Consider the following 17432-nt stretch of genomic DNA (forward strand, 5'->3'; position numbering starts at 1 on the left):
GTGGCGGGCACAATCCCCCTATCACCATTCAAGATCGGCACCGTCAGCCAATTGCTCGGGTACCCCTTCCGCGCGCTTCGCGCTCGCGGATCGCCGGTCAATCAGTTCGGAGGAAACTGCGTGATGCGAAACGGGCGTTTGTACGGATGGTTCAGTTATGTCCTTTTCACGTTGGCTGGTTGCGCGGGACCGAAACCGACCGAGCCGGCTGGGATCGACACCCAGTTCCTGCGCGACTTCGCCGAGACGCGCGGCTACTCCTGCGGCCAGCCAACCGGTTTCGCACTCACGCCGAGCGGCGATGCGATGCTCTTTCTGCGGAGCGGCCCGCGTGACGTGGTTCGCAATCTGTTCGAGATCAGCACGGCCGACGGGTTGATGAAGATTCGCGCGACGGCGGACGATCTGCTTGGCGGCAAGGAAGAGGTGCTGACGGTCGAAGAGAAGGCGCGGCGCGAGCGGCAGCGCGTGACGGCGCGCGGGCTGGCGTCGTTCTCGCTGTCCGAAGACGGCAAGCTGATTCTCACGAGCTTGAGCGGCAAGCTGTACGTCATCCAACGGGAGGACGGCAAGATTCTCACACTCCCCGACGACGCGGCCGGCGCGCCGATCGACCCGAAGTTCTCGCCCGATGGTCGGTTTGTCTCGTGCGTGCGCGGGCACGATCTGTACGTGATCGAGCTGGCGACCATGTCGCAACGGCGTCTCACCGAGGGCGGCACGGCCGATGTCTCGCACGGCTTGGCGGAGTTCGTGGCGCAGGAGGAGATGGGCCGTTCGAGCGGGTATTGGTGGAGCGGTGATTCGCAGTGGATCGCGTTCGAAGAAGCAGACGTGCGCGAGGTGGAGACGCTGTACATCGCCGACGCGCGCCATCCCGAGCAGCCGCCACAAGGCTGGCGCTACCCGCGTGCCGGGACGGCCAATGCAAAAGTCCGATTGGGGATTGTTTCGGTGACCGGAGGCGAGCCTCGCTGGGTCGCCTGGGATTGGAACGCGTATCCGTACCTGGCGACCGTGCATTGGGGGAAGGATTCGCCGCTGACGATGTACGTCCAGACGCGCGATCAGAGAACATGCCAATTGTTGATGGTGGATGAAAGGACGGGTCGAGCGACGACGCTGTTGACGGAGACGGACGACGCGTGGATCAACATCGACTCGGACATGCCGCGGTGGTTGCCAGGCGGCGAGCAGTTTTTGTGGACGAGCGAGCGCAGCGGCGAGTGGGAGCTGGAGCTTCGGCGGCGCGACGGCTCGGTGGTGAAGACCTACCGTCCCGGTTCGGCGAAGCTGTACGGCGTCGTGGCGGTGGACGGCGCACGGCGCGAGGTCGTGGTGAGCGGTAGCGTCGATCCGACGCAGACGCACTTGTATCGCATCGCGCTGGACGGCGGCGAAGTCGTCGCGCTGACGCGCGAACCGGGCAGCCATTCGGGCAAGTTTTCGCGCGATGGCAACGTCTGGGTGCACACGGCTTCGCTGGCCGACGGCACGATCAGCCACGTTGTCCGCTGGCGCGATGCGACCCTGCGCGGCGAACTGCCGAGCGGCGCCGAGCAGCCGCCCTTTACACCGAAGCCCGAGCTGACGACCGTCGAGACAAGCGGGCGAACGTATCACGCCTCCATCCTGCGGCCGCGCAACTTTGACAAGAGTCGTAAATACCCCGTCATCAACTACGTCTACGGCGGGCCGCACAGCAACATGGTCCATGCCGCGGCGCGCGGCTACCTCCGCCAGCAGTGGATTGCCGATCAGGGATTCATCATCGTGTCCATCGACGGGCGCGGCACCGAGCGGCGCGGTCGTGAATGGGAGCGAGCCATCGCCCGGAATGTGATCGACGGACCGCTCGCCGATCAGGCCGATGCGATGCTCGCCCTCGGCGAGAAGTATCGCGAGCTGGACCTGTCGCGCGTCGGCATCTACGGCTGGTCCTTCGGCGGGTACTTCGCCACGATGGCGGTGTTGAAGCGGCCGGATGTGTTCCATGCGGCGGTGGCCGGCGCGCCGGTGATCGACTGGGCCGATTACGACACGCACTACACCGAGCGGTACATGGGCACGCCGAAGGACAACGCAGCCGGGTACGAAGCGTGCAGCGCGCTGACGTATGCTGCCGATCTGCGACGCCCGTTGCTGCTGATTCACGGCACGACGGACGACAATGTCTACTTTACGCACACACTGAAGATGGCCGAGGCGCTGTTCCGCGCGGGGCGCGATTACGATCTGCTGGCCCTGGCGGGTTTCACGCACATGGTGCCCGATCCGAACGTGAACGTGCGGTTGTATGAACGGATCGTGCGGTACTTCCGCAAGCATCTGATCGAAACGACGCCCCAGTCGGTCGCAGCCGAGTCAGCGCCGTAGCACGGCCGCTTCATCCAAGCAGCGCGCCTTCGCCGCGAACAACTCGATTGCTTGCGCGGTCGGCATTCTTCTCCGATTGCTTGCGCAATCGGCGCCTCGGAACGGATGCTTCGCGCAGTTCGCTCATTGAAACCGCGCCGGGCTTCCCATGATCAGCGCATCGCTCGCAGCGCTTCGCGCATCTTGCCGACGACTTCGTCCACCAGTTCGGCCTTCACATCCAGCACCGGCCGCAGGCGAATCGACTTCTCGCCGCAGCGAATCACCAGCAGCCCCACCTGCCAGCAGGCCTTCCAGAAACGATTGCGCGTCTCGGTGTCGGGCAGATCGAAAGCCAGCATCAGACCGCGACCGCGCACGGCCGTGATGCACGGCTCCTCGGCGGCGAGGTTCTGCAACTGTTGCAGGAAGCGCTCGCCCATGCGCCGGGCGTTGTCGGCGAGATTCTCGCGCTCGTAGATCGTGAGTAAATGCGTCGAGCGCACCATGTCCACGAGGTTGCCGCCCCAGGTGCTGTTGATGCGGCTGCTCTTGCGGAAGACGTTCTCGGGCACTTCGTCCAGCCGCGGACCGGCCATGATCCCCGCGAGCTGCACCTTCTTGGCGAAGGCGAAGATGTCGGGCCGCACGCCGAAATGCTCGAAGCACCAGTTGCGCCCGGTGACGCCCATTCCGCACTGCACTTCGTCGAAGATGAGCAGCATGTCATGTTGATCGCAGAGCCGTCGCAGGGTCTGGAAAAACTCCGGGCGGAAATGGCGATCACCGCCCTCGCCCTGGATTGGCTCGATGATGACGCAGCAGATTCTGTTCGGCCGCGCGGCGAGGGCGGCGAGGATCTCCGACTCGGTCTGCTTCTCGTCGGCGACGACGCGCTGGCTGCGCTGCGGCTCGGGCAGAGCGAAATCAATCGGCGGCGCGCTGACGCGCGGCCAGTCGAACTTCGCGAAATAGCGTACCTTGTTCGGATCGGTGTTCGTGAGCGACATCGTGTAACCGGTGCGTCCGTGGAAGCAGTTCTTGAAATGCAAAACGTCGGTGCCGATCTCGCCTCGGCCGGCGGCGATGTTCTTCTGCACTTTCCAGTCCATGGCGGCCTTCAGCGCGTTCTCGACGCCCAGCGCGCCGCCTTCGATGAAGAAGTACCGCTCCATGCCCTCGACGCCTAGCACGCGGGAGAAGGTGTTCACAAACCGGGCGTAGGCCGCGGTGTACACGTCGCTGTTGGCGACTTTCACCATGGCCGCGTCGAGCAGATCCTCGCGCACATCGGGCCGGTCGAAGTGCGGATGATTGAACCCGATCGGCAGCGAGGCGTAGAAGCCGTACATGTCGATCATCGTGCGATTCGTGGAGGCATCGAAGAAGTAGCAGCCTCGGCTGCGCGACCGGTCGAAGACCATCTCGAACCCGTCCACGAGGATGTGCTTCTTCAGGTCCGTCAGGACATCGCGGGCTGTGATTTCGTTGCGAAATCCGTGCGTGCTTGTGTTCATGGGGTGACTCGATTCGATCATGACCGGACGACGGCGTCCGGGATTCCCGGCCGGCGAACCGGGAGGCGTTCAGCTTGGTTCAACGCGGTCTCCGCGCAATTGCCGCGCGGGACCATACGATCATTCCATCGGTTACAGGAAAAGGAGCGACGCAGCCGGCCGGCGGCGTCACTCGTTGAAGACGGTGGACATGAAGACCGAGACGCCGGTTGTGGGCCGGCGGCAGCGCAGGCCGCGGTGCTCGAGGAACCAGTAGCGCGAACCGTCGATGCGGCCTTCGGAGATGGCGGTCAGATCAGGGTGCATGACAACTTCGCCGAAAAACAACGTTTGTCCCAATCATAGCCCGCGGGACGGCCCTCTGCAATGGTGGCACGGTTGACCGAGTCCGCTTTGACGCCGCCCGGCGCGTCGGGATACTGTAATGCCATGAGAATCATCGGCCACGGGATGGACTTGATTGAAACGCAGCGGATCGACCGCATTCGGCAGGAGCACCCCGATCGGTTTCTGGAGCGCATCCTGACGCCAAGTGAACGGGGCTACTGCGAGCGGCGGAAGTTTCCGCTGCCGCACATCGCGGGGAGGTTTGCCGCGAAGGAGGCGATTCTCAAGGCGCTGGGCACAGGCTGGCGCGGGCAGATCGCCTGGACCGACATGGAGATTCTCAACGACGAGGCGGGCAAGCCGCAGGTCGCATTGAGCGGGCACACGGAAGTGATCGCGCGGGGGCTGGGCGTGTCGCGCATTCTGCTAAGCATCACGCACACGGAGCACTACGCGGCCGCCAGCGCGATCGCCGTCGGCGAATAGATCGTTCCGATCGGTCTCCCACCGCGCACAGCGAGCCAATCGCGCGAACGATCGAAGGCGCAAACGCGGCGTCCGGCCGCATCGGCCTGAAGCATTTGCGTCAAATACTTGTCACCATGCGGTTCTGCGTGGACGCGGCAGACGGTTCTTCGCGTGTGATCGTCGTGCCGCAGCGGCCCTCCAGCGCCGCGGGCAGGTCCGACCAGTCGGTGATGATCGCGCGGGCATTGGGATTGGTCGACCGGCGCAGGAAATCGACCGCGGCGCGAATCTTCGGAAGCATCGAGCCGGCGGCGAAGTGACCGTCCGACTCGAGTTGCTGGAGCCGCGCGAGGCCGATCCGCCGCACCGGCTGCTGTGCGGGCTTGCGATAGTTGATGTACACCGCATCGACGCCCGTCAGAATCGCCAGAACGTCGGCATCGACCTCGGCCGCCAGGATCGCGCTGGTCAGATCTTTGTCGATGACGGCTTCGACGCCTTCGTAGCGGCCGTCCGGCAGTTGCACAACAGGGATTCCGCCGCCGCCGGCGGCGATGAGCAACCGGCCCTGGGCAACAAGCTCCTTCAGTACGTCGATTTCCACGATCCGAACGGGGCGCGGGCTGGCGACGACGCGGCGATATCCTCGACCGCTGTCTTCGACAACGTGCCAGCCGTCGCGTTGTTCGTGCAGTTTCGCGGCCGCTTCATCGAGGAACGGGCCGATCGGTTTGGTCGGGTTGGTGAACGCCGGATCGGCGCGATCCACCAGCACGCTCGTCACGAGGGCCGCCGGCAGACGCGGCAGGCCTCGCACGATCAGCTCGTTGCCCCACGTTTGCGCGATCATGTAGCCCATGCCGGCCTGTGTGTCCGCGACGGCCAGCCCCAGGTCAATCGGGTAAACGCTATTCGACGCGATCTCGACGCGCCGCATGATCGACCCGACCTGCGGACCGTTGCCGTGCGTGACGGTGACCTGCCATCCACGCTCGACCAGATCAGCCAGCGGGACGGCCATCTCTCGACTGTGACGGAATTGATCGGCGATGTCGCCCGTGCCTCCGGGCGTGACCAGCGCGTTGCCGCCGATGGCGACGACTATTTTCATGGCAGACAGGCTCCGTCCGTCGGAACCGCGCCATGCCGATGGCAGGCGGCCGGTTCCGTCTACAGATTCTAACATCGACCGACGGGATCGGCCGGGATGAGCAGGCGGCGGGAGGAACGCGCCGAAGGCGGCGTCAACACCGGCAGCGGCGGAGGGTTCATGGCCGGGCGTTTCGGGCGAGATCCGACAGGCGCTTGTAAATGGGGTCCTTCAAATCGCGCGCCAGCGATCGCTCGAACAGGACGCCGTCCGACGCGTTGGCGTAGACGAGCGTCGCGTCGTTCTTGCCGCCGCCGCGGTCGAAGTCGATGTCCACGCATACGGTTCCGGTGGAAAAATCGGGTCGCCCGGGGCGCTTGTCTTTCTTGCCGATCTCTTCGCCGGCGCTGATCTTGAACTCCTGCCGCGACGCACCGGCGCGGGTCACCTTGAACACCGCGACGGTGACTTCGTTCTTCGCTTTGTCGGCCTTGGTCAGGTAGAAGTAGGTATCGCTTTTGATCTCGACCGGGCGCGACTCGGGCGACCAGTCGCTGAAGACCGTCAGCCGCTGCGCGTCGCGCGGGTTGCGCAGCTCGCCCGTGTTGCCCGCGAAGATATTCAAGACTTCGTAGCGGATGCGATAGACGTAAGTATGGCCGGGGACCGGCGTGAGGTCGTGCGCCAGGATCGGCATCAGCCTGCGCGGGTCGCGCGGCGACGATTTGGCGAACGGGCGCAGCTCGCGCGGCAGCTTCTCGGGCAAGCGATCCAGGATCGCCTGTGCCGCCGCAACGTCCTTCTCCGGCACACCGGGCAACCCCACGACGCCTCGCGTCAAAACCAGGGCCGCATACGGATCGACGTCTTTGAACGGCTTGCGCCCCTTCAGCGCCGCGTTTGCCCAATCGAGCCACCGTTTGCTAAAGCGGCCCGGATTCGGCGCCGTCGGCGAATTGGCCGCCTCGCGATCGGGCGGTTCGTCGAGGTACGGCACCGCCGGAAGCTCCACTTTGTCTCCCGATGCCTGGTACTGACCGAACGGCGTCAAGACAATCGCCTCGCGCATCTCATCGAGCAGGCTGCGATAGGCCTCCATCCCTTGCACGCGCATGCGACCATCGGGCAACACCGTCAGAATCGGCCGCCGGGGTTCCTTAAACGGGAGGAACGTCTCGACGTCCTCCCACGCGCCGCCGGGGTCGTTCACATCGCGGCGCTGAAGATGAACCTTCGCGATTTGCAGGGTTGTGCCTTCGGGATACCGTTCGGCCAGAAACTTGCTCTGCTGCTCAACCAAGTCCACCTGCGCGGCGACGGAGACCCAGTTGGCGGTCACCACCTTTCCCGTGGTCTGGTCTTCGCGTTGACGCGGGTCGAAGGATTCAAGTTCGGGCTTCGAGCGCAGGAACCGAAACGTGGAGCGACCGGAACTCAACACGGGAAGATCCGGCGAGACAAATCGCGCGAGATTGCGGCGATCTTCCGGCGCGGTCCGCATGATCGACACGAGCGGCGGGCCGAACGCGCCCGCACGGGGAAGCGACTTCGGCAGCTCCGCCATGCCCAGCAGCCCCTTTGCCTCGGGGCCGAACCACTCCGCAAGCTGCGCCACGGGGTCGTTCTTCGGATCGGACTCGGTCTCCTTGCGCGGCGGGTTGTACCGGGCCGACTGCACGGCCTGCCGCGCCTGCTCCGCCGCATCCGCGGCGGCCTGAATCAATTCCGCCGCGCTGCGATCGTTGACACTGAAACGCCCGCCGGCGAAACCGTAATACACCGCGCCGAGAAATCCGGCCGCGCAGACACCCAGGATGACCTTCTCCAGGTGCTTGTCGACAAAACTCACGTCTTTCTTGGCCATGACTGCTCCCGAGCAACTCCCTGACGCCTGTGGCACCCATTCTGCGCGGCGTCGCGGTCAACCGCCTCCGCGACTGAAGTCCGATGGGTCCCCGGCCGTGCCCGATTTCAGCACCTGCTTGAGTGATTCCGGTATCCACTCCTCGAACACGCTGCGGATGTAGTACCCTTCGAGATTGATCGTCGCCAGGACAACCGGCGCTTCGCCATAGAGGTAGTCCTCCTGGAGCGGGTTTTGATCGACAGATGTATAAGACACACTGGTCGGCGTGTAGAACCCGACGCGGCAGAGGCTGTCCAGCACCTGATTCAACGCTGCCGTTTCGACGATCACTTCCAACTGCAATGGAACAACAAACAGCTTGTCATTGTTCGTCACACCGGTGAAGGACGCAGGCCAGTCCTTGTTGGCGTTCGAACCTCCGCCGTTGCCCAATCGCGCGGCGATGCGAAGCATGAGCAGGTGCTTGACCGGCATGAAGGCCACCCAGGCGTCGTCGGCACGATTCGCCCTCGCCAGCTCGGCGGCCCGTGATTCGTTGCAGCGCGCCAGCGCCGTCACCATGTCCTGCTGAATCCACAACGTCATCTGGGCATGCCAGATTTCGTCGGGCTTGGGCACCTCGTCGCTTCGTGCCATCGGGTGACGCCCCAGGGCATTGGGCGACAGGTACATGTAGATTCGCCGGGCCACGTCCTCCGCTGCACGCGCGGCCGGATACTCCCGCAGAAACTCGCTCAACTCGCGCTCGCGCGCCTGACCCAGATCGCCTTTCAAGTCCGTGAGACCGGCGCTGCCCCACGGGTTGTTCAGCGAATCGGCCGGTGGGCGAACCTTCATGGCGGCGACCAAACGCTCCTGGTCGGCCACTTCCGCCGCCGTGGCCTTGTCGCGCGCTCGGAGCCGCTCCGCCAATTGCGCGTGCGCCCGGATGTAAGCGTTCCTGAATTCGATCGCGTCGGCATTGCTGGCCGGCTTCGGGAGCACGTTCGGAACCAGCGTCGTCCGAGGTTTGCGAACGACGCTGCCGTCAGGACCGACCGATTCCTCAAACGCGTTATACTTCTGCACCGCCAGGGCCGCATCCATCGAGCGGGCGAACTCCGCGTTGCGCGCCTCGATGTCCTCGGCCTTCGCTTTGATCGTATCCTTGTTCGCGGCGGTGCGCTTGTACTTCTCGGTCTCGCTGACCAGCGACGCGACGCCGTTGAGTTGCTCGATCACCGCATCCCCGCCGGCGTAGGCGAAATAGCCCATGCCCAGCGACGCCAGCGCCACGACGCCGACCGCGATCAGTTTCCATTGTTGCTTCACGAAATCCATCGATCCATTACTCCGGCGATGCGTTTGTGCGGCTTAGCGCGTTAGCGTTTGTACGTTGCGACGTTTCATCACCCGCCGCCATCGGGCTTTTCCTTCTTGTCGCCTTCCGCCGGCTTGGGTTTGTATCGCTCGGGGATCATCTTTTCCGGCGTGTCGCCCTTCCGCGCGCAGACAAGAATGATGAACCGCTTGTCGCCGGAGTCGTCCTCGCCGGTCACCGGGTCCGCCTTGACGAACTTGTTCCGCCAGCGTATCGCCTCTTCGAGGATGTTCGTCCCGCCCACGACGCGACCCAACCCGGCGCCGGTTGACCCGGTCGGTTGACCGGCGCCGCGGCCGCCACGCGGCATCATGCCGCTTGTTCCACCCCGTTCTTCGATTCGCGCGCCGCCCCGGCCAGGTCGACCACCCGGCGCCGTCGGCTCGGCGTTCGGCGTCACCGGTGAGGAAACCGGGTTGGATTTCTGCCGATTGATCACTTTGTCGAGCTTGATGTTGTCAAAATAAAATCCGCGGCCCGGCTTTTTGCCGACTTCATCGAGCGATTTGATCAGCGTTTGCTCCAGCCATTTGGCCGGGTTGGGATCGGTCGCGCCGCCGACGATGCGAAGATACCAGCCGGGGCTGCGAAGCGAGGACCCGGATTTCGCATCACCGCCGTACAGCTGGGCCGGATCCTTGGGATCGTAGATCATGTCGATTCGCTCGATCCAGACATCCTTCCGCTGGGCGCGCGGGGTCTGACGCGCAGCCTCGGCCAGCGCTCGCGGGTCGGTGATCGTCGTCAATTGCGGGGACGCCTCGGCAAACGCCTCATGCACCGTCTCCAGGATGCGCGGTACCAGGACGTTGTTCTGCGGCAATTTTGCAAGCGTATTCAGGAAACCCATGTCGCCGGCGGACTTTCGGTCCAACTCGGAAAACGCCGATTGCAGCTTCTGTGCCGCGCCGGCCACCTTCGCTGCTTTCTCCAGCGGCGGTTCGCTCCCAATGCTGTTCAGCCTCGCCATCGCATCGTCGACGCTGCTCGCCGGGATCGGCGACGGCGCCGTCAGGCTGCCCATGGCCGACGCAATCTGATTCGTTGCCATGACGTTGCTGACCCACAGCGAACCGGCCGCCAGCGCCAGGGACGCCGCCGATGCGTAGAACCACGGCTGCTTCTTTTTCCACAAAAGACTCTTTTTCACTTCCAGCGGAATCAGGTTGGAGCCGACCGGCGCCAGACCCAGCCCCTGAAGGGCCAGACCGTACGCCACGGTGAAGCTCATGATCTGCTCTTTGAACTGCGGCGCGCGGTCGTTCTCGGCGATCGTCATCTTCTTGAACTGGGACAGCCGATCCACCTGAATCTGGAGATTCTGCTGAAGAAATTTCTGCAAACCCGGCAGCAGGAAGGCGTTGCCCATCCCCACGACGCGCGTCACATGCGCATCGCGCCGCGTACTCGTGTACGAACCGATCGACCGCTGAATCTCCGACACCAGATCGGCAAACGCCGGTCGCATCGCCTGAAACACCTGCCGCGCGTACTTGGACGTCGCCGCGGTGCGCTTCAGCTTCTCCGCCTTGCGGAAACTCGTCTTGAACGCCGTCACCAGCGCCTTGGTGAACTGGTTGCCGCCGATACGCAGCTGCCGCGACCAGATGCGCTCCCCCTCCATCACGATCAAATCCGTGCCCAGCGCTCCCATGTCCAGCAGCACGGCCGCCTTGCCCGGCTCGGCCACTTCCTCATACCGCGCCGCGTTGTACGACGCCATCGGGCTGGTCTGAACGATGAACGGCTCGATGCCGTGATCGGTGAAGTAGCCGATGTAGTTACGAATCAGCTCCTTGCGAATCGCAAAAATGCCCACTTCCACGTCGGGCGAGTCCTTCTCCTGAAAGACCTGGTAATCCCACACGACTTCATCGAGATCGAAGGGAATCTGCTGGCTCGCCTCGTATTGCACCATGTCGGGGATCTTCTTCACGTCCACCGGCGGCAGCTTCGTGAAGCGCGTCAGCGTCTGCTGGCCCGGCACCGACACGACGATCCTCGCACCCTTCAGGTCGTTTCGAGAGGCAAATGTCTCGATTGACTTGATGACCATCGCCGTCGCGTCGGCCTCGGCCTCCGACAGAATCGAAGGATGCTCCACCACGTCGCAGGTGACCATCTCCACCCCGTCGCCGGCCGCCTGAAGCTTGATCGCCTTCAACGAGCACTGACCAACGTCGATGCCCCAGACCGGCTGTTTCGCTGCCATGGAACTTGCTCCGTCCTGCGCTCGTCAGCGCCGCTCCACCCATCACATTCCGCCCGGACGCTTCATGATAACGCCGATTCGCCCCGCGTCGGGTCTTGGACTATCCTGTCTTACTGCTCGATTTCGTCGGTACGTCAGGTAGGCTGTCGCCCGTCGCGTGGGACCGCCGGAACCGGTTCGCTCCGGTCTTGGGGGCGGGGGCGTGCAACGGCACACTAGATCGTATCCGGGCCAATAAAATGAGTCAACCGGCGATGCGTCCGATACGGGTGTTTCGCGCACAGGATCACTGGCCGCAGCGTGTCCACCTCCCCCACATCAATCCGTCTCCGCGCGAGCCGGCTCTTCCGATTCGCTGAACGCCCGGCGGAAACCTTCCTCGCGCTGCTCATTCCTTTTACGCTGCTGCGCGATTTGACCCTCCCGCGCGCCCTCGTCTTCAATCCAAGCCTGCGACGCGAGATGATCTGGCCCGCTATGCCCGCCTATCTCCTTTGTGACGCGCTTGCCGCCGCCGCGGTCACGTTACTACTTTGGCCGCTTGGGCGGCTCCTCACCCCTCCGCACCGCCGATTCCGATGGCTTGCGCTGGTCGCACAAAGCGTACTGCTCACGACCGTCGTCTTTGTGACAGCCATTCAGTATCGCGTCTGGCGAGAGGTCGGGTTCTACCCCAATTTCGAAACGTTGCGGCGCTTCGCCGGACCGAGCAGTCCGTTCCTGCAATCGGCACGATCGTTCACCGACGCCGCGACCATCGGTGAACTGGCCCTCGTTCTGATTCTCCCGTCACTGATCGCCGTCGCCGCTCGCAGGCTGCCACGCACCGCCACAGCCATCTCGCTGTCTGTCTGTTTGGTCGCCACCGCGTCACCGCTCATCGAAGTGGAACCACCGGCAATGGCACTGGCGACCCACCCCGGCCTTCGGTTGTTCAAATCCTCCTCACCACCGGCCGACTGGCGCGATCACGACGTCACCGACGAACCGCCCTCGCTGGACTCCGTGGCGGGACACGCGCCGCATCCCCCCTGTTCGCTGCCGCAACTCCTCGCCGCGCCGACTCACCGATCGATCGTCCTCGTCGTCCTCGAATCCACCGCCGATCAATACCTCTTCCCCGGCGGTCGTGCACGCTTCCCCAATCTGGCGCGCATCGCCCGGCACGCGATCCGGCTGACCCGCTATTACGCGCCGTCGGGTACCAGCAACCCCGCGATGTTCAACCTGCTCACCGGTCGTCACGCCGTCCCCGCCGAAGAATGGTGGGACACGCCGCGCGACCGCGCCGCCAACGCCCTGCCCCATCTGCTCGCCGCAGTAGGATACGAATCCGCCTTCTTCATGAGCGGCTGCTTTCGATACTTTTTCGACGAGCCGCTCTATCGCGGCATGGGCTGGACCCGCTGCCTCGACGGCGACGATCTCGCGCGCGAGCACGACATCCCCAACGCCCTGCGCGACCCCTCCGGCCATTGCGTGGACGACGCCGTCTCGCTCCTGGACGCATTGCACTTCATCGACGAACGTCTTGAAAAAAACACGCCGACGTTTACGGTGCTCTACACCGGCCTGCCGCATATGCCCTACGACTTTCTCACGGACTCGCCGCACGCCCTTCATCGCGGCGAGGGACTCACCGCCTTCCAGCGATACGAGAACCAGCTCGCTTACGTCGATGCCCTGATCGGCCGCCTCCACGAACACCTGATCGAACGCCGCTTCTTCGAACGCGGCCTGCTCATCCTCACCGCCGACCACGGCGAAGCCTTCGGCCAGCACGCGGGCAATTACGTCCACGGCGCGCACCTCTTCGACGAGAACACGCGCGTGCCGCTGCTCATCGCCCACCCGGCGCTGACCGAACAGCCCTGCGACACGCCGGCGTCGCACATCGACTTCGCACCCACGCTGTTGCAACTGACCGGCGTCGAGACCTCCGCACGCATGGACGGCCGTTCGATCTTCGCCGACGAGCGGTCCGCGATGATCTTCCTCTCGGCCGCGCACAACGAACTCAAGCTCGGCGCGATCGATTGGCCCTACAAGGCGATTCATTTGCTGGCGGCGGATCGGACGATGCTGTTCAACCTCGCTGACGACCCGGACGAATCGCGCGATCTGGCCGCCGCGCAGCCCGAGTTGGCGAGACGCTATCGACGCTGGATCAAATCATTTCGCTATCACTATCTCACGCCTGACCGCTTGAAGAATCTCCCTCCTGCCGAACAGCACTACTGGAACGGCCGGCAGGCGATGGCCACGGGCGCGTCGCCGTCGCTCGCCGTGGGCTGCTTCCGTGAGGCGCTGGCGCTGCGACCGGACTACACCGAGGCGCGGCTGGCGCTGGCAGAGTGCTATTACCGTCTGGGCGAACATTGCCTGCGATCGAAGCGCCCGGACGAAGCGGCGTTGCAATTCAGCGAAGCGCTTCGGCTGAACCCCGAACACAAAGAAGCCCGCGCGGCGCTGGAGACGCTCCAGGCGGAATAAGCGATCGCTTGCCCGCGCAAGCGGCATTCCTGCGCTCGCCTGCCACGGGGCCGCGCGCACCATCGCCGCCACGGCGACACGATGTTCGCCGCTTCGATCCCGAGCAAGGATTCATCAACGTGAATCGGGCCTTAGAAGATCCGCGGTGCCGCCGCCAGTGCATACTGCTCGCACTCGGCGTCAGTCATCGTCGGAAGGCCGATCTCCCGCAACTCGCGATCGATCCAGGCGCGCATCGACATGTTCGTCTTCTGCTCAAAGTAACTGATCTTGGCGCGCTGGATGATCTCGTGACGGGACTTCTCTTCCTGAAACATACATCTTTCCTTGGGGATGATCGGGAGAACGGTCCCATGGCGCAAGGCAGCCGTCACGCTTGCCTGCGCGCTGGTCCCGGACCGTCCTGGTCGACACTTACCACGATCCCTCGCTGGTCGATACCGCCTTGAAACAACGAATGTGATGTATCAAAGCCCCATGAGAGCAGGGACATCCAATCCCCCTGCTCCCGGATACTATCCCATACATCGGCACGGAACGCAATCCCTCACCGCAAATTTTGCCGGAGGCCTCCAGGATGGCATTGGGGGCAGCGCTCCGGAACGATCTTTCGGAGCGGCCCGCTCGACGAGTTTATTCACAAGCCCAAGCCGCCGCAGCCATGCGGCGGAATCACGAAAGCTCGATTTCGATTACGAAAGGATCCGCACGGCGAGCCCTTCGCTCCATTTCAGGAAACACGCCTACTCCCGCCAGCAGCCTTGGTCATGCGACGCGGCAATCTTCCCCATGCCCATCAGATAGCACTTCGTCGTCTCCGGCCCCATGAATTTGAAGGTCGTGCGAAACAACGGATACAACGCCGCGATCGCACGCGGCGTCGATGCGTCCAGCCCCTTGAGCCATTTCACATACGAGCCGTGCCGCTCCGCCAACTCGATAAACACCCGTGCGTTGGACACCGTCGCCTCGATCTTCGCGCGATTGCGAATGATCGCCGCGTCGCTGCACAACCGCTTGATGCGCCGCTGGTCGAACCGCGCCACGCGCTGCACATCGAATCCGTCGAACCGATCGCGCAACGCGTCGCGCTTCACCAGCACGATTTTCCACGACAGCCCGCACTGGAACACCTCCAGCGCCATTCGTTCCAGATGGCCCGAGTCCGTCTTGATCGGCACGCCCCACTCGTGGTCGTGATAAGACGCCAGCAGCGGATCGGTCGCCGCCCAATTGCACCGCCGGCGGCCGTCGCCGGGGTCCACCGGCTTCAGACGCTTCACCCGTGCCGCCGCTTGCGACGGGTTCGACGAATTCGCCCGCGTTATCGCCGTGCCCTTCTCATTCATTGCCATTACAATTCTTGATGAAGTGCCGCCTTGGGGAGAATCCTGTGGCACTTCATGGAGTACCATAGCGTTCAGGCGCTGACGGTGGCAACCATTTCGACCCGTCGGCCGCAACGCAAGAACACACGCACCCACATGGACCGCCTCTACGCCGACAACGCCGCGACGAGTTTCCCCAAGCCGCCCGAGGTCGCCCGCGCGATGCAAGACTACGCCGAGCAACTCGGGGCGTCGGCCGGTCGCGGGGCTTATCGCGAGGCGTTGGAGACCGGAGAGATTCTCGCCGAGACGCGCCGCCGCCTGGCGCGATTGATCCACGCCGCCGCGCCCGAGCAGGTGGTTTTCACCTTCAATTGCTCCGGCGCGCTGAACCTGGCGATCAAGGGCCTGCTGAACCCGGGCGATCACGTTGTCGCCACGCGCATGGAGCACAATTCCGTGCTGCGACCGCTGCACGCGCTCGCCGATGCGGGAATCATTACGGTGGACTACGTCTCGGCCGACCCGGCGACGGGGCTGGTCGATCCGGCCGGCGTGCTGGCGGCGGTAACGCCTCGAACGCGACTCGTGTGCGTCGTGCATGCGAGCAACGTGACGGGAGCGTTGAACGATCTCGGCGCGATCGGGCCGATCCTGAATAAGAAAGGCGTCGTTTTTCTCGTGGACGCCGCGCAGACCGCCGGGCACGTGCCCATTGATGTTCAGCGCGACGGCATCGATCTGCTCGCGATGCCGGGGCACAAGGGACTGCTCGGTCCGCTGGGAACCGGCGCCCTCTACATGCGCCCCGGTCTGGAACAGCAAATTCGCCCGATCCTCGAAGGCGGCACCGGCTCGGTCAGCGAGCTGCCGCGTCAGCCCGATCACCTGCCCGACAAATACGAAGCCGGCAGCCACAACGCGATCGGACTCGCGGGCCTTGGCGCGGCCCTGGCATGGATCGAAGCTCGCACGGTGGCGGCCCTGCACAAGCACGGCGCGGCGTTGTCGGCGCAATTCCTGGAACAAATAGACGATGTAAAAGGATTGTCGCTTCTCGGCCCGCGCGACCCCGCCCGGCGCGTCCCGGTCTTTAGCATTCGCGTCGAGGGCATGGATCCCGCCGAGGTCGCCGCTGTGCTGGAGGCGGAGTTCGGCATCCTCGCGCGAAGCGGGCTGCACTGCGCCCCCTTCGCCCATGAGACGATCGGCACCCATCGCGACGGCGGCACGACACGCTTGAGCCTGGGGCCGTTCAACACCCCCGCCGACGTCGATCGCATCGCCGCGGCCCTGCGAGAAATCGCCGCTGCGATCGCCCCGGTCTAGAATCCGCCACGCGCTCGATCGGCGGGCGACGCCGTTCCTGCGCCGGCATCGTCCAGTCGGCCGTTCCTCGCTATAATTTTATCCTGTGACGACGCCCGTACGAACCACCCCCGCCCTTCGCCGGCTAAGCCTCTATGCGCTGATCATGCTGGCGTTGCTGCTGACCAGCGCCGCCGTGTTCGTGGTCATGACCGATGATCCGATTCTCGCGGTGGACGATGTCTTCCCCGAGCCGGTCATCCTCGACCCCGAGCGGCATCCGAATTTTATCTTCCCCGAAGCCGCGCGAACGTCGGACCTGGCGGTGAACCGTTTTGTCGATCGCTTCGCGCGGGTCTGCACGACCGGCAAATACTCCGAGTTTCGCCTGATGCTTAGCCGCAAGCATCCGCCGATCCTTCCGCCGCGCTTTGAATCCAACTTCAACGCGGTCAAACAGGTCCGCGTTCTGTCGGTGGATCGCTTGCCCCCGCTGCCCGGAGCGAACGTCCCGCTGGCGGTCCTGAACGTGGAATATGAGCTGGAGGAGTTCGCCGCCAAAAGCGGCGTCACGACCAAGCAGGTGCGCGTCGCCATCGTCCGCGAAGACGGCGAGCTGCGAATCGGCCCCATCCCCAGCGACGCGCTGGCCAAGCTCCGGGCGTACCAGGCGCACCTGGCGGGTCAATCGGACTCGGCGCGCATCGAACCCGCCCCATCCGACAACAATAAGACGAATGTCGAGATTCCAGCGAGCCAGCCGGCGCAGGCGCCCGGGCGACCGGACGATGGTGGTGGAGCGGTAACAAACCGTCCGCTTCGCATCGGGTCCTGAAACTCGCCCTATCTCCTGGCAATATTGAAAAGCGGCTAGAATCCGGACCTTGCGCCGCTCGAATTCGCAATTCATAACCCCTTATCAAATCGAAGCTTGGGGCTGCCCTCGCCCCGTCTCGCCCGCTCCCAATACTGATATTTCTTATTTTTAAGGTCGGGAGTCCCCCCATACGAAGGTGGGGTCAACAACATTGAAACCGGGGACGGCAAGGGGCACACGCCGCGGATCAATGTTGGAAACAACGTCCGCGCCAAGTAAGACGCGCGGAG

At 64.1% G+C, this 17432-nt stretch carries 13 protein-coding genes; 5 read left to right on the forward strand and 8 right to left on the reverse strand.

Features of this window, described 5'->3' with window-relative positions:
• The first annotated feature begins 123 nt into the window (after positions 1–123).
• Positions 124–2376: a DPP IV N-terminal domain-containing protein gene (locus tag HRU71_05250; GenBank protein ID QOJ02929.1), complete on the forward strand. Its 2253-nt coding sequence runs from the start codon at positions 124–126 to the stop codon at positions 2374–2376.
• 152 nt (positions 2377–2528) lie between these two features.
• Here the strand turns inward: HRU71_05250 and HRU71_05255 are convergent, their stop codons facing one another.
• Positions 2529–3872 carry an L-lysine 6-transaminase gene (locus HRU71_05255; GenBank protein QOJ02930.1) on the reverse strand — a complete coding sequence of 448 codons (1344 nt, stop codon included), beginning with the start codon at positions 3870–3872 and terminating at the stop codon, positions 2529–2531.
• A gap of 168 nt (positions 3873–4040) precedes the next feature.
• A complete protein-coding gene (locus HRU71_05260; GenBank protein ID QOJ02931.1) occupies positions 4041–4178 on the reverse strand; it encodes a hypothetical protein in 138 nt (45 codons plus the stop codon).
• Positions 4179–4301: 123 nt separating this feature from the next.
• Here HRU71_05260 and acpS point away from each other — a divergent pair, with 123 nt between their 5' ends.
• Positions 4302–4685 carry a holo-ACP synthase gene (gene acpS / locus HRU71_05265; GenBank protein QOJ02932.1) on the forward strand — a complete coding sequence of 128 codons (384 nt, stop codon included), beginning with the start codon at positions 4302–4304 and terminating at the stop codon, positions 4683–4685.
• A 100-nt stretch (positions 4686–4785) separates the two neighbouring features.
• Here the strand turns inward: acpS and HRU71_05270 are convergent, their stop codons facing one another.
• The 4 genes from HRU71_05270 to pilM all read right to left on the reverse strand — a co-directional run bounded on the left by HRU71_05270 (position 4786) and on the right by pilM (position 11196).
• Positions 4786–5778, reverse strand: a complete 993-nt coding sequence (locus tag HRU71_05270) for a carbamate kinase (protein QOJ02933.1) — start codon at positions 5776–5778, stop codon at positions 4786–4788.
• 157 nt (positions 5779–5935) lie between these two features.
• On the reverse strand, positions 5936–7621 hold the full coding sequence (locus tag HRU71_05275; protein QOJ02934.1) for a hypothetical protein: 1686 nt from the start codon (positions 7619–7621) through the stop codon (positions 5936–5938).
• Between the two features lie 57 nt (positions 7622–7678).
• Positions 7679–8935: a hypothetical protein gene (locus HRU71_05280; protein ID QOJ02935.1), complete on the reverse strand. Its 1257-nt coding sequence runs from the start codon at positions 8933–8935 to the stop codon at positions 7679–7681.
• Between the two features lie 77 nt (positions 8936–9012).
• Complete coding sequence (gene pilM / locus HRU71_05285) at positions 9013–11196, reverse strand: type IV pilus assembly protein PilM (GenBank protein QOJ02936.1); 2184 nt, start codon at positions 11194–11196, stop codon at positions 9013–9015.
• 300 nt (positions 11197–11496) lie between these two features.
• Between pilM and HRU71_05290 the strand changes: the two genes are divergently transcribed.
• Positions 11497–13689 carry a sulfatase-like hydrolase/transferase gene (locus HRU71_05290; GenBank protein QOJ02937.1) on the forward strand — a complete coding sequence of 731 codons (2193 nt, stop codon included), beginning with the start codon at positions 11497–11499 and terminating at the stop codon, positions 13687–13689.
• 131 nt (positions 13690–13820) lie between these two features.
• Here HRU71_05290 and HRU71_05295 read toward each other — a convergent pair whose 3' ends face one another.
• Together HRU71_05295 and HRU71_05300 are read right to left on the reverse strand one after the other, a co-directional pair.
• The gene (locus HRU71_05295; protein QOJ02938.1) at positions 13821–14006 is read right to left on the reverse strand and encodes a hypothetical protein; all 186 of its coding nucleotides are present in this window, start codon (positions 14004–14006) and stop codon (positions 13821–13823) included.
• 426 nt (positions 14007–14432) lie between these two features.
• Positions 14433–15038 (reverse strand): DNA-3-methyladenine glycosylase I, encoded by a 606-nt coding sequence (locus tag HRU71_05300; GenBank protein ID QOJ04924.1) that lies wholly within the window; start codon positions 15036–15038, stop codon positions 14433–14435.
• Between the two features lie 30 nt (positions 15039–15068).
• On the opposite strand from HRU71_05300, the gene HRU71_05305 reads away from it, so the two are divergent.
• Together HRU71_05305 and HRU71_05310 are read left to right on the forward strand one after the other, a co-directional pair.
• Positions 15069–16346 (forward strand): aminotransferase class V-fold PLP-dependent enzyme, encoded by a 1278-nt coding sequence (locus HRU71_05305; GenBank protein ID QOJ02939.1) that lies wholly within the window; start codon positions 15069–15071, stop codon positions 16344–16346.
• Positions 16347–16431: 85 nt separating this feature from the next.
• The gene (locus tag HRU71_05310) at positions 16432–17160 is read left to right on the forward strand and encodes a hypothetical protein (protein ID QOJ02940.1); all 729 of its coding nucleotides are present in this window, start codon (positions 16432–16434) and stop codon (positions 17158–17160) included.
• The last annotated feature ends 272 nt before the right edge of the window (positions 17161–17432 follow it).

The sequence above is a fragment of the Planctomycetia bacterium genome, assembly GCA_015200345.1.
Lineage (GTDB): Bacteria > Planctomycetota > Phycisphaerae > UBA1845 > UTPLA1 > PLA3.